The following is a 13,270-nucleotide window of genomic DNA, read 5'->3' on the forward strand; positions in this document are numbered from 1 at the left end:
GCACAGATGCCGGGCTGAGACGGGAGAGACACCATGACGATGAACGTCGCCCTTGCGCGCGTTGCAGCCGGACTCCTCGGGTGCGCGCTCGTCGTCGGCGGAGCGGGAGCCGCTCTCGCCGACGAGAATCGCACGCAGCAGCGAGATGCAGAAGGTCAGGCCGCGCCGGTCGGTGCTCTCACCCTGAGCGTCGCCTCGACGGCGACCACCCTCACCGAGGTCCCCTCCTCTGATGCGAACGTCCGTCAATTCACAGGGTCGCTGCCCGAGGTGACCGTCACCGACGATCGGGCGATCATCCCGTCCGGTGCCGTCTGGTACGTGACGGGTCAAGCCAGTTCCCTGACCTCCGGCAGCCGCAGCATCGATGCGGGTCACCTCGGCTGGGCGCCGAAGGTGATCACGACGAGCGGTCACGGGGAGGTCGCCTCCGGCGACGTCGTCAACACGGTGCTCGATGCCGCCACCGCCGACACTCCGCTCAACGACGGCCTCGCGAGCGCGCACTTGCTGGCGCTGTCGGTCGACTCCCGCGCGTCTGCCGCGGTCGGAAGCTGGACGGCGGGTGCGGACCTGTTCCTCAGGGTGCCCCGAACGGTCGAGCCGGGTGCCTATTCGGGCACGATCACTCTGACGCTGTGGGAAGAGGCTCAGCCGCAGTGATTCCCCTCGTTGCGCGTCGGCGTCCCCGAGCGGCATGGCGACTTCCCGTCGCCGTCGCGGTCGGGGTGCTGCTCGCGGCCGCCCTGTCGATCGCCCCGGCTGTCGGCCCGCTGGCCGCCGCGCGCGAGGCCGCACCCGCATCGGCGGGCGTGCGGTGGTCGGTCGTGCCGTCGGACGGACGAGGCCCCGACGGTCGGTCCGCCGTCGAGGTGGGCGTGCGACCCGGCCAGACGGTCGAGGATCACATCGCCGTGCGCAACGCGAGCGCCGCGGCGGTGACGTTCCGGCTGGCGGCAGCCGACGGCTTCACCTCGGCATCCGGCAGATTCGATGTGCGTGCAGAGGGAGAGTCTTCCGTCGATGCGGGCTCGTGGATCTCCCTGCCGGCGCGTGTGACGGTTCCCGCCGGCGCCACCGTGGTCGTCCCCTTCTCGATCGCTGCGCCCTCCGGCGCGGCGCCGGGAGACCATTCGGCGGGCATCACCGCCTCCGTGCTGTCGACCGCTCGCGCCGATGGCGGTGCGAGCGTGGGCGTGGACACGCGCGTCGGCGTGCGCGTGCTCGCCCGTGTCGCGGGGCAGCTCAGCCCTGCCGCCTCGCTGCACGGCGGCGGGGGATCGTACGCGGTCGCCTGGAACCCGCTGCGGCCGGGATCGGCGATCGTCAGCTTCGACGTCGTCAACGATGGCAACACGAGGCTCCTGGCGAGCGGCACGGTCTCCGCTGCCGGCCAGGACACGCCCTTCCCCGCCGCCGGTGAGCCGGTCATCGACCTCTTGCCCGGCGATCGCCGCACCGTGCGCGTCGTCGTCGACGACCTCTGGCCGTCGATCCTCGTTCCCGTGGATGTGACTCTCCGCCCGCGGGGTATCACGATCGATGGGCAGACCCCTATCGCCGCTGCGTCGTCTCTGCAGACGTCGCTGTGGGCGATGCCGATCTCGCAGCTGATCGTGCTGACGGGAGCGGCCCTTCTGATCTTCGCGGCGCTGTGGGGTCGGCAACGTTCCCACCGCCGCACCGATCGACTCGTCGCAGACGCGCACGAGCACGACCGACCCCCGGCGGCAGCCGCACTCACAGAGGAGAGCACCAGTGCCTGACGATTCCCCCTTCGTTCCCGACGCCATCTCATCGCCCGGTTCGTCCGTGCAGGTCGCGGTCACGATCGCGCCGCTGCCGGGGTCCGCGGACCCTTCCCCGCTGGCCCTGACCGGTGGCACCGTGCCCGTGGGGCTCGCCGTCGTCGCCACCGTCGTCGTCGCGGCCGGATTCGTCCTGGTCCAGCGGGCGCGCCGCCGCGCCGCGCGTCTGCGCCCGTGAGCCTGCCCGGGGCGATCGTGGCGCTCACGGGGCGGACAGCCACCGATCCAGTTCACGGGCAGTCGGCTCTGCCGTGCGAATGAGCGTCTCGTGACGGTGGCCGTCGACGACGAAGGCGCGCGAGTCCGGGATGGCGGCGACGACCTCGTCGAACCACTCACGGGGAACGACGACGTCGTATTCGCCCCGCACCACCAGGGTGGGCGCCGAGACTCGGGCGTAGGCGGCCTCGGGGCGGTGGGTGAGCATCGCGCGCATCTTGCGCCGGAGGTTCGGTCCCGCCCGCACATACTCGCGGGCGCCCAGCAGCAGCACCTTCGGGCTCTCGCCCCAGAGGTCACGCGCCAAGCGCCACAGCTGACGCAGCGCGCGCCGGTGATGGCGGTCGACCGTGGGGGCGACCAGGACGAGCCGGTCGACGGTGTCGGGGTGTCGCACGGCCGTCTCGGTGACGACCTGCGTCCCCATCGAGTGTCCGAGCAGCACGACCGGGCCACGTCTCAGATGGCGCAGATACGCCGCGACGAGATCGGCCATCCGCTCGATCGTGGGCGTGCGCGTCGGCTCCGGGGCGTCGCCGTAGCCCGGCAGGTCCAGCGCGACGACGAGCGCCTCGCCTTCCAGGCGCTGCACCAGGTCTCCGAACACCTTGCGGCCCATGCCGATCCCGTGCACGAGCACGATGGTGCGTGCGGACGAGACCTGGCCGCGGCGCTCGGCCACGATACTCGCGCCGCCGTGTGCGAACACCTCGATCCGTCCGTCGTCGGTCGGCACGCCCGTGATCTCGTCGATCGCCCGATCGACGGCATCCGCCATCTGCGAGACCGCCTCCGCGGCGGCATCCGCAGGCGAGTCGGGAGTGCGGTCGGCGGAGTCCATGGATCGAGAGTAATGATGCGCGGCGCGTGCTGCCGGCTCCTCGCGGACGGAGTGTGAAACGATGAGGCATCCGCTCCTGAGCGCATGAGGACTCCGTCGGAACGGTCACGTCGGCGCACCGTCGGCGCGGAGCTTCCCAGGGGAAAGGCGCAGATGGCTGATCAGTCCGGCCGAGGGTGGGCCAAACCCAGCATCTACGACGTCGCCAATCACGCCGGCGTCTCGCACATGACCGTCTCGCGCGTGCTCAACGGTCACCCCAACATCCGCGAGTCCACGCGCGTGCGCGTGCTGCAGGCGATCGACGAGATGCAGTACACGCGCAGTTCCATCGCTCGCGCCCTCGCGACGAGCAAGTCCATGCGCATCGGTGTTCTCGTCGACAGCCCGGTGCAGTGGGGGCCGAACAGCACCCTGCGCGCGATCGAGGAGGCCGCCCGCGCCAGTGCGTACTCGGTGAGTGTGTTCTCGACGTCGGACGAGGATGCCGCGACCATCTCCACCGGAATCACCGACCTCGTGGCTCAGGGCATCGACGCCCTGTGCGTCATCGCTCCGCGGTCATCGGCCCTGGAGCTGTTCCGTGAGCACAGCTCGAACATGCCGACGCTCGTGATCAAAGCCGAGCCCGACCCGCATCTGCATACCGTCGCCGTCGACCAGTACACCGGCGCGCGCATGGCCGTGGCGCACCTCATCGGACTCGGTCATCGCACGATCGCCCACGTCGCCGGACCCCTGGACTGGTACGACGCGCGAGCCCGCTGGCAGGGGTGGCGCGATGAGCTGGAGGCGGCAGGCCTGGGGGAGGGGCCGATGGTGCAGGGCGACTGGACCTCCGATCGCGGCTATGAGATCGGGCGGTCCCGGCAGCTCGCCGCCGCGACGGCGGTCTTCGCCGCCAACGATCAGATGGCTCTGGGAACCGTGCACGGCCTCGTGGAACGCGGTCTTCGCGTTCCCGAAGACATCAGTGTCGTCGGATTCGACGACCTGCCCGACGCTCGTCACTTCCTGCCGCCGCTGACGACCGTGCGGCAGGACTTCGCCTCTCTCGGTGCCCTCGCGCTCCGGCTGATCATCGCCGCCATCGACGGCGACGACACCGCCATGCATGCGCTGATCGCTCCGGAGCTGGTGCTGCGCGCATCGACCGCCGCGGCCGTGCCCCGAGGCTGATGGCCCCCGTCGCGGGCGCGGCACTGTTCGCGGTAACAAAAAAGTAACGAAAGCACGGGGATGGCGAATGCCACTTGTGTTCCGGAATTGTTAGCGCGCACAATCGGAGTGCAGCATCCCATGCGCCCCCCGGGGCACCACACACATCCACCGCAATCGTCGCGGCGGACTCTCAAGGAGGAGAAAGAATGGACATCAGCAAGCGCGGATTCCGTGGACTGCTCACGGTCGCAGCGGCCGGCGCCATGGTCGTCGGGCTGAGCGCGTGCTCGGGTGGCGCAGAGCCCGCCGGCAGCGGCAGCGCCGCAGCCGGTGGTGACAAGCCCATCACGGTAGGTTTCGTCGCGGTCGGCCCCGAGGGCGGCTGGCGCAACGCCAACGAGCAGGCCATCAAGGACGCGTTCACCAAGGACGCGGGCTTCGACCTCAAGTACGCTCCGGCGGCCAGCCCCAGCGACCAGAAGTCGCAGCTCGACGCGTTCTCGACCTTCGTCAACGACGAGGTCGACGTCATCCTCCTCACGGCGACCGAGGCATCGGGCTGGGAGGACGAGCTGAAGAAGGCCAAGGAGGCCAACATCCCCGTGATCCTGCTGGACCGCGGTGTCGACGCCTCCTCCGACCTGTACGTCACGCGCATCGCGCCCGACAACAAGCAGGTCGCCAACTCGGTCGGCGAGTGGGCCGCCACCACGTTCCCGAGCGGTGCGAACTACTTCGTGCTCGAGGGCGTTCCCGGCCTGTCGGTCGTCAACGAGCGCAACGAGGGCTTCGACGCCGCGATCGCCGGCAAGTCGGGCTGGAACAAGGTCGGCGCACAGACGGCCAACTGGAAGACCGACGAGGGCAAGTCCGTCATCGAGACGGTCCTCAAGGCCAACAACAACAACATCCAGTTCATCTTCGCCCAGAACGACGAGATGGGCATCGGCGCGGCGCAGGCCGTGAGCGCGGCGGGCCTCAAGCCCGGCACCGACGTCAAGATCGCGACGATCGACGGCACCAAGGGCGCGCTGGAGGCGCTGGCGAAGGGCGACCTGAGCTTCGTCGCCCAGTACAACCCCTTCTTCGGCACCGACGCGGTCGACGCCGTGAAGAAGGCCCTCGCGGGCGAGAAGGTCGACTCGACCATCATCGTCAAGAGCGCCACGTTCGACTCGCCCGAGGCGGCCCAGAAGGCGCTCGACCAGGGTCTCGGCTTCTAAGCACCACGAGCCGCCCCGAGTCCGCTCGGACAGAACGGGGACGGGGATCGCCACCTTCGGCGGTCCCCGTCCCGCCATCCGCCCTGCACGGGCGACCCCACCCGATTCAACGAGGAAGTCTGCAGTGGTCACCGAACCCCTCCCGATCGTCGAAGTCCGCGGCGCGTCGATCACGTTCCCGGGCGTCAAGGCGCTCGACGACGTGAACTTCCGCCTCCTGCCCGGTGAGGTCCACACCCTCATGGGCGAGAACGGCGCCGGAAAGTCGACGCTCATCAAGGCGTTGACCGGTGTCTACCAGATCGACTCCGGATCGATCCTCGTCTTCGGCGAGGAACGGCGTTTCTCCGGCACGGCGTCGGCGCAGGCCGCCGGGATCTCCACGGTGTACCAGGAGGTCAACCTCTGCACCAACCTCACCATCGGTGAGAACGTCATGCTCGGCCACGAGAGCCGCTCCCTCTTCGGCATCGACTGGCGCAAGACCCACGCCCGCGCCCACGAGGTACTCACCGAGATGGGTCTCGGCGACCTCGACCCGCGCGCCCCCCTGCAGTCCATCTCGATCGCGTTGCAGCAGCTCGTCGCGATCAGCCGGGCCATGGTCACCAAGTCGAAGGTCCTGATCCTCGACGAGCCGACCTCCAGCCTGGATGCCGCCGAGGTCGAGACGCTCTTCGCCGTCATGCGCCAGCTGCGCGATCAGGGCGTCGCCATCCTCTTCGTCTCCCACTTCCTCGACCAGGTCTACGCGATCAGCGACCGCATCACGGTGCTGCGCAACGGGGCGTTCGTCGGCGAGTACCTCAAGAACGACCTCGACCGCACTGAGCTCATCTCCAAGATGATCGGCAAGGACCTCGGCGCCCTGCGGGCCCTCGGCTCCAACCGCCAGGTCGACGAGCGAGACCGCAGCCAGACGCCCGTCTACGCCGCGGACGGCATCGCCCGCAAGGGTGCCCTGGCCCCCACGGACATCGAGATCCACAAGGGTGAGGTCGTCGGCTTCGCCGGCCTGCTCGGCTCGGGCCGCACCGAACTGGCGCGCCTCATCGTCGGTGCCGACAAGCCGGATGCCGGCACGGTGCGCCTGAAGGGCAAGAAGGCCAGCATCACCTCGCCCGTCTCGGGCCTGGCGAACCACATCGCCTACTCGACGGAGAACCGTCGCGACGACGGCATCGTCGGGGACCTCAGCATCCGCGAGAACATCATGCTCGCCGTCCAGGCGCAGCGCGGATGGCTGCGACGCGTTCCCGCCAAGGAGGTCGACCGGCTCGTCACCATGTACATGGAGCGCTTCAGCGTGCGCCCCAACGACCCCGATCGGCCCATCCGCCTGCTGTCCGGCGGAAACCAGCAGAAGGTCCTCCTCGGGCGCTGGCTCGCGACCGATCCCGAGCTGCTGCTGCTGGATGAGCCCACGCGCGGCATCGACGTCGGCGCGAAGGCCGACATCCAGGAGACGGTCGCCGAGCTCGCCGAGGGCGGCATGAGCGTCGTCTTCATCTCCTCGGAGCTGGAGGAGGTCGTCCGCCTCTCCGAGCGCATCGTCATCATGAAGGACCACCAGAAGGTCGGCGAGGTCGTCAACGGTCCGGACGTCACGGCGGAGCGGATCGTCTCGATCATCGCCGCCGACTCCGAGGCCGCCGCCGAAGCGAACGCGGAAGCGCTCGCCGACGAGGTCGAAGGAGAACAGGCATGACCCGTCTGAGGGCGCTCGTACGCACCCCCTGGTTCTGGGGCATTGTGGGCATCGTCCTGCTGCTGGCGCTGAACACGCTGAAGGACCCCACCTACCTCGCCCTCGGGGTCAACCCGACGACGGGTCAGCTGTCGGGCAACCTTCTGGACATCCTGCGGGTGTCGGCGCCGATCGTGATGATCGCGCTGGGCATGACGTTCGTCATCGCCACCAGCGGCATCGACCTGTCGGTCGGCTCCGTCATGGCCGTCGGCGGCGCGGTCGCGATGGTCACCCTCAGCGGTCTGGGCCAGCCCACCTCGGTCGGTGCGATGTTCACCGCGATCGGGCTCGCCGTGCTGCTGGGTATCGTGCTCGGCGCGATCAACGGCCTGCTCGTCGCCGTCATCGGATTGCAGCCGTTCATCAGCACGCTCGTGATGATGCTCGCCGGGCGCGGTATCGCGCGCGTCATCACCGGCGGCCAGAACACGAACGCGGAGAACGCGCCCTTCCGGGCTCTCGCGAACGGTCAGTTCCTCGGCCTTCCGCTGAGCTTCGTGCTCGCGATCGCGATCGTCATCGTCGTCGCGCTCGTGATGCGCCGCACCGCTCTCGGCCTCATGATCGAGTCGATCGGCATCAACCCGCAGGCCAGCCGGCTCGCCGGCATCCGCCCCCGCCCGATCCTCATCGCCGTGTACGTGCTGTCGGCGGCGCTCGCCGCTGTCGGCGGACTGTTCACGGTGTCGGAGGTCATGACCGTCGACGTCTCGGGCACCGGGTACCAGATGGAGCTCGACGCGATCCTCGCCGTCGTCATCGGGGGCACCTCGCTCGCCGGCGGGAAGTTCTCGATCGTGGGCTCGACGATCGGCGCCCTGCTGATCGCGACCCTCAACAAGACGGTCCTCTTCCTCGGAGTCTCGGCCGCCGCGACGCCGGCCTTCAAGGCGATCGTCATCGTCGCGCTGGTGCTGCTGCAGTCCGAGCGCATCCGTTCCCTGGTGCTCCGCCGCGGCAACCGCAACCGCACACCCGCGGCCCCCCTCTCCGAGTCCACGCAGCCGAAGGAGGTCGTCGCATGAGCGACGCATCCACCACTCGCGAACGCTCCACGCCCCCGTCGGCCGGGCAGGCCGCGGCGATCGCCACCCCCCGCGCAACCGCGTGGTCGCGTGTCTGGGGCCGCAGCCAGTCGCTGATTCCCACGCTCGCGGCGGTCGTGCTGTTCATCAGCATGCTCGTGTACGCGGAGATCGCTTACGGACGGGTCTTCCACCTCGGCACGATGTCGAGTCTGCTCGTGAGCTTCGCCCCGACGATCATCCTGGCCGTGGCCATGACGATCGTGATCCTCTCCGGCGGCATCGACCTGTCCGTCGGCGCCGTCGTGGCGTTCACCTCGGTCGCCGGCGTGATGCTCATGGGCGCGGGGGTGAACGCGTGGCTCGCGATCGTCATCATGATCGTGCTCGGCGCGCTGTTCGGTCTGGTCTCGGGCGTGCTGATCCAGTTCTTCAACGTGCAGCCCTTCATCGCGACGCTCGCGATGATGTTCCTCGCGCGCGGCCTCGCCTCGATCCTGTCGACGGTGCCCGTGCACGCGCCGGAGGGCTCTCCGATCCTGCTGCTGGCCACGGACTTCAAGCTCATCGACGGCCCCAAGACCAACGATCTCGTCCTCACGCCCGGCTTCTTCATCGCCGTCGTCGTCGTGATCGCCGCGGTCTTCTTCCTGCACCGCACCCGCACGGGACGCACGATCTACGCGATCGGCGGTGCCGAGTCGTCGGCCCAGCTGATGGGCCTGCCCGTGGCCCGCACGCGGGTCTGGATCTACATCCTCAGCGGCGCTCTCGCCGGCCTTGCCGGAGTGGTCTACACCGCAGAGGTGGGCGGCAAAGCGCAGAACGTCACCGGCATCGGCTGGGAGCTCGACGCGATCGCTGCGGTCGTGATCGGCGGCACGCTGCTCACCGGCGGCGTCGGCTACGTGCTGGGTTCCGTGGTGGGCACGCTCGTGCTCGCCGCCCTGTGGATGATCATCACGAAGGACGGCTCGATCAAGCCCGAGTACCTCACGATCATCACCGGCGGCATCCTCCTCGCCTTCGTGCTGCTGCAGCGGGTGCTCACGAAGCGGAGGAGCGAGTGAGCGCGCCGGCAGGGGGCCGTGTGATCGACCAGCACCTGCAGGAGCGCATCGACGCCGTCCGCGCCGATGTGGCCGCGCTGCACGCGGAGCTCGTGCGGTACGGCCTGGTGGTCTGGACGGGCGGCAACGTCTCTGGGCGCGTGCCGGACAGCGACCTCTTCGTGATCAAGCCCTCGGGCGTCTCCTACGACGACCTCGCCCCCGAGAACATGATCCTCTGCGACCTCGACGGCGCCGTCATCGCGGGAACGCCGGGCAGCGACCGCAGCCCGTCCAGCGACACCGCGGCCCACGCGTACGTGTACCGGCACATGCCCGAGGTCGGCGGTGTCGTGCACACCCACTCCGACTATGCGGTGGCGTGGGCGGCGCGCGGCGAGGAGATTCCCTGCGTCATCACGGCCATGGCCGATGAGTTCGGTGGGCCGATCCCGGTCGGGCCGTTCGCCATCATCGGCGACGACTCCATCGGCCGCGGCATCGTGGACACGCTGCGCGGGCACCGCAGTCGCGCAGTGCTCATGCAGAACCACGGCCCCTTCACGATCGGCGTCAACGCCAAGGATGCCGTGAAGGCCGCCGTCATGTGCGAGGACGTCGCCCGGACGGTGCACATCGCGCGCCAGGCCGGCGAGCTGATCCCGATCCCGCAGGACAAGATCGACGCGCTCTACAACCGCTACCAGAACGTCTACGGGCAGGGAACGGACGAGCGTCGATGAGCGGGGAGGCGGCGGACGCGATCCGCACGGGTCGCACGAGTCTCGGCATCGAGTTCGGCTCGACGCGCATCAAAGCCTGTCTCGTGGATGCCGAAGCGCCCGCGAGCGTGCTCGGCGTCGGCTCGCACGCGTGGGAGAACAGACTCGAAGACGGCCTGTGGACCTACCCGCTGGAAGCGATCTGGGAGGGGCTGCAGGCCGCGTACGCCGACCTCGTCGCCGATCTCGAGCGCACCCACGGCGTGACCCCCGAGACCGTTGGATCGATCGGTGTGTCGGCGATGATGCACGGCTACCTCGCCTTCGACGAGGCGGGGGAGCTGCTCGTTCCCTTCCGGACCTGGCGCAACACGAACACCGCCGCAGCGGCGGCGGAGTTGTCCGAGCTGTTCGGGGTCAACATTCCGCTGCGCTGGTCGATCGCGCACCTGCGCCAGGCGGTCATCGACCGAGAGTCACACGTGTCGCGAGTGGCCGCCGTCAACACGCTCGCCGGATACGTCCACGAACGCTTGACCGGTCGTCGCGTGCTCGGCGTCGGTGACGCATCGGGCATGTTCCCGATCGCCGCCGGCACCGCCGACTACGACGAGCGGCTCATCGCCCGCTTCGACGCGCTCGCACCGGGAGAGATGCCCCCGCTTCGTGCGCTGCTGCCGCAGGCGCTGCCCGCCGGTGCGGACGCCGGCACCCTCACGGTGGACGGTGCGGCGCTGCTCGATCCGAGCGGTCGGCTGCGACCCGGCATTCCGCTGTGTCCGCCGGAGGGCGATGCGGGCACGGGGATGGTCGCGACCGGGGCCGTCGCGCCGCGCACCGGCAATGTCAGCGCCGGCACCTCCATCTTCGCGATGGTCGTGCTGGAGGGCCCGCTCGCCGCCCAGCACCACGAGCTCGATCTCGTCACGACCCCCGCCGGCGACCCCGTCGCGATGGTCCACTGCAACAACGGCGCCAGCGAGCTGGCGGCGTGGGCGGGGCTGTTCCGTCGGTTCGCGGCGGCATCCGGCACGCCGCTGGACGACGACGAGGTCTTCGGCGTGCTGCTGCGCGAAGCTCTGGACGGCGACGCGGACGCGGGAGGCCTGCTGGCGTACAACCACCTGGCCGGTGAGCCGATCGCCGGCCTCACGGCGGGGCGCCCGCTCTTCGTGCGCACCCCGGAATCGACACTCAGTCTCGCGAACGTCATGCGCGCACAGGTCTATGGTGTGTTCGGCACGCTCGCCCTCGGCATGCAGGTGCTCGCCGCAGAGGGCGTGGCGCTGGATCGCATGTACGCGCACGGTGGGGTCTTCCGCACGGCCGGGGTCGCGCAGCGCTTCCTCGCCGCGGCGCTGGATGCGCCGGTCGCCGTGGGAGAGACCGCCTCGGAGGGCGGGGCGTGGGGCATCGCCGTCCTGGCGGCGTTCCGCCGCGCCGTGGCCCAGGGGCGGGACCTCACGCTGGGCACCTACCTCGACGAGACCGTGTTCGCGGATGCCGCGGCATCCGTCGTCGAGCCTGTTCCCGCGGATGTCGCGGGATTCGCCACCTACCTCGACCGCTACCGAGCCGGCCTCGCCGTCGAGGCGGCGGCCGTCCACTCACTCTGAGGACGCCTCGATCTTCGAGGCTTCTCACACTCACCGACCGGAAAGACATCATGACCCTCTCCACCTCTCTCGAGAACTACACCGTTTGGTTCGTCACCGGCAGCCAGGGGCTGTACGGAGAGGAGACCCTGCGCCAGGTCGCCGCGCAGTCCCAGCAGGTGGCGGCAGGCCTGAGCGCCCTGCCGGTGCGCGTCGAGTGGAAGCCCGTGCTCACCGATTCGGACTCCATTCGGCGCCTGGCGCTCGACGCCAACAGTGACGACTCGGTGATCGGCGTCGTCGCCTGGATGCACACGTTCAGCCCGGCGAAGATGTGGATCGCAGGTCTCGACGCCCTGCAGAAGCCCCTGCTGCACCTGCACACGCAGGCGAACGTCGAGCTGCCCTGGGAGGACATCGACTTCGACTTCATGAACCTGAACCAGGCCGCCCACGGCGACCGGGAGTTCGGCTACATCCAGACGCGCCTGGGCGTGGCGCGCAAGACGGTCGTCGGGCACGTCTCCAACCCCGCCGTTCTCGCTCAGATCGAGCAGTGGCAGCGCGCCGCCGCCGGGTGGCAGGCCGCGCGCACGCTGAAGCTCGCCCGCTTCGGTGACAACATGCGCTACGTCGCCGTCACCGAGGGCGACAAGACCGAGGCCGAGCTCCGTTTCGGCGTGCAGGTGAACACGTGGGGCGTGAACGAGCTCGCGGATGCCGTCGCGGCGGCATCCGAGGCCGACATCGACGCGCTCGTGCAGGTGTACCTCGACGAGTACGACGTCGCCGAGGAGCTGCTGCCCGGTGCCGAGCGCCACCAGTCGCTGCGCGACGGCGCCGCGATCGAGGTCGGTCTGCGGACGTTCCTGGAAGCCGGTGGCTTCGGTGCATTCACGACCTCGTTCGAGGACCTCGGCGCTCTGACGCAGCTGCCCGGGCTGGCCGTGCAGCGCCTGATGGCCGAGGGATACGGCTTCGGCGCGGAGGGCGACTGGAAGACCGCGATCCTCGTCCGCGTGGCCAACGTCATGGGCGCGGGGCTGCCCGGCGGAGCGAGCCTCATGGAGGACTACACCTACGACCTGGTCGCGGGGGATGAGAAGATCCTCGGCGCGCACATGCTCGAGGTCTCGCCCTCGCTGACGACGCAGAAGCCGCGGCTGGAGATCCACCCGCTCGGCATCGGCGGCAAGGACGACCCCGTCCGCCTCGTCTTCACGGCCGACCCGGGCCCGGCCGTCGTGGTCGCGATGAGTGACATGCGCGATCGGTTCCGTCTCGTGGCCAACGTCGTCGAGAACGTCGAGGCCCCCGACCTGCCGAAGCTTCCCGTCGGGCGGGCAATCTGGAAGCCGGCCCCCGATTTCGCCACCAGTGCCGCCTGCTGGCTCACCGCCGGCGCCGCCCACCACACCGTGATGACCACCGCCGTCGGCATCGAGGTGTTCCGCGACTTCGCGGACATCGCCGGCACCGAGCTTCTCGTCATCGACGAGGACACGACCGTCCGCGGATTCCAGAAGGAGTTGCGCTGGAACCAGGCGTACTACCGCCTGGCCCAGGGCCTCTGACCCCGACCTCACCACCCCCACCCGAAACAAGAGGAACTCTCTCGATGATGAGATCAACACGGATCCCGCGCGCCTCCGCGCCCGGGCGCACACCGCGTCGAGCACTCGCCGCGACCGTTGCCGGCGTTCTCGCGCTCACCGGCGTCGGCCTGGCCGCGCCGAACGCGGCATCCGCCGCCGACGTGCCGGCCCCGAGCGCCCACTACGACATGTCGCACAGCGGATCGACGCTGCTCGACGTGTCGGGCAACGGTCGCAATGCCACGCTCACCGGACTGACCGACGCCTCCTTCGCGGATGCCG

13 protein-coding genes are annotated in these 13,270 nt (G+C 69.6%); 12 read left to right on the plus strand and 1 reads right to left on the minus strand.

Annotated elements, in window-relative coordinates; genetic code table 11:
* Positions 1-33 precede the first annotated feature (33 nt).
* From ACT53O_RS14400 to ACT53O_RS14410, 3 genes are read left to right on the plus strand one after another with little or no spacing between them, the layout of a single operon-like run.
* On the plus strand, positions 34-663 hold the full coding sequence (locus tag ACT53O_RS14400) for a hypothetical protein (RefSeq protein WP_036320631.1): 630 nt from the start codon (positions 34-36) through the stop codon (positions 661-663).
* Positions 660-1,766, plus strand: a complete 1,107-nt coding sequence (locus ACT53O_RS14405; RefSeq protein ID WP_476153146.1) for a hypothetical protein — start codon at positions 660-662, stop codon at positions 1,764-1,766. The genes ACT53O_RS14400 and ACT53O_RS14405 overlap by 4 nt, the downstream gene beginning before the upstream one ends.
* Positions 1,759-1,986: a hypothetical protein gene (locus ACT53O_RS14410; protein ID WP_036320629.1), complete on the plus strand. Its 228-nt coding sequence runs from the start codon at positions 1,759-1,761 to the stop codon at positions 1,984-1,986. Before ACT53O_RS14405 ends, ACT53O_RS14410 begins: the two co-directional genes overlap by 8 nt.
* Positions 1,987-2,010: 24 nt before the next feature.
* Here ACT53O_RS14410 and ACT53O_RS14415 read toward each other — a convergent pair whose 3' ends face one another.
* The gene (locus tag ACT53O_RS14415) at positions 2,011-2,868 is read right to left on the minus strand and encodes an alpha/beta fold hydrolase (RefSeq protein ID WP_347417726.1); all 858 of its coding nucleotides are present in this window, start codon (positions 2,866-2,868) and stop codon (positions 2,011-2,013) included.
* Between the two features lie 153 nt (positions 2,869-3,021).
* Here ACT53O_RS14415 and ACT53O_RS14420 point away from each other — a divergent pair, with 153 nt between their 5' ends.
* From ACT53O_RS14420 to ACT53O_RS14460, 9 genes are all read left to right on the plus strand, one after another.
* Positions 3,022-4,047: a LacI family DNA-binding transcriptional regulator gene (locus tag ACT53O_RS14420; protein WP_051039631.1), complete on the plus strand. Its 1,026-nt coding sequence runs from the start codon at positions 3,022-3,024 to the stop codon at positions 4,045-4,047.
* Between the two features lie 188 nt (positions 4,048-4,235).
* Positions 4,236-5,252, plus strand: coding sequence for an ABC transporter substrate-binding protein (locus ACT53O_RS14425; RefSeq protein WP_112931781.1), 1,017 nt, complete (start codon positions 4,236-4,238; stop codon positions 5,250-5,252).
* 124 nt (positions 5,253-5,376) lie between these two features.
* Positions 5,377-6,960, plus strand: coding sequence for a sugar ABC transporter ATP-binding protein (locus tag ACT53O_RS14430; RefSeq protein WP_476153149.1), 1,584 nt, complete (start codon positions 5,377-5,379; stop codon positions 6,958-6,960).
* The gene (locus ACT53O_RS14435) at positions 6,957-8,027 is read left to right on the plus strand and encodes an ABC transporter permease (protein WP_347417724.1); all 1,071 of its coding nucleotides are present in this window, start codon (positions 6,957-6,959) and stop codon (positions 8,025-8,027) included. Before ACT53O_RS14430 ends, ACT53O_RS14435 begins: the two co-directional genes overlap by 4 nt.
* Positions 8,024-9,097, plus strand: a complete 1,074-nt coding sequence (locus tag ACT53O_RS14440) for an ABC transporter permease (RefSeq protein ID WP_036320609.1) — start codon at positions 8,024-8,026, stop codon at positions 9,095-9,097. Before ACT53O_RS14435 ends, ACT53O_RS14440 begins: the two co-directional genes overlap by 4 nt.
* A complete protein-coding gene (locus ACT53O_RS14445; protein ID WP_051039629.1) occupies positions 9,094-9,819 on the plus strand; it encodes an L-ribulose-5-phosphate 4-epimerase in 726 nt (241 codons plus the stop codon). The genes ACT53O_RS14440 and ACT53O_RS14445 overlap by 4 nt, the downstream gene beginning before the upstream one ends.
* Positions 9,816-11,414: a xylulokinase gene (locus tag ACT53O_RS14450; protein WP_135949856.1), complete on the plus strand. Its 1,599-nt coding sequence runs from the start codon at positions 9,816-9,818 to the stop codon at positions 11,412-11,414. Before ACT53O_RS14445 ends, ACT53O_RS14450 begins: the two co-directional genes overlap by 4 nt.
* A gap of 50 nt (positions 11,415-11,464) precedes the next feature.
* On the plus strand, positions 11,465-12,967 hold the full coding sequence (gene araA, locus ACT53O_RS14455) for an L-arabinose isomerase (protein WP_135949857.1): 1,503 nt from the start codon (positions 11,465-11,467) through the stop codon (positions 12,965-12,967).
* Between the two features lie 44 nt (positions 12,968-13,011).
* On the plus strand, positions 13,012-13,270 hold a 259-nt coding region (locus ACT53O_RS14460; RefSeq protein ID WP_476153153.1), incomplete at its 3' end, for a hypothetical protein.

This window comes from Microbacterium sp. DMC48, from assembly GCF_056313825.1.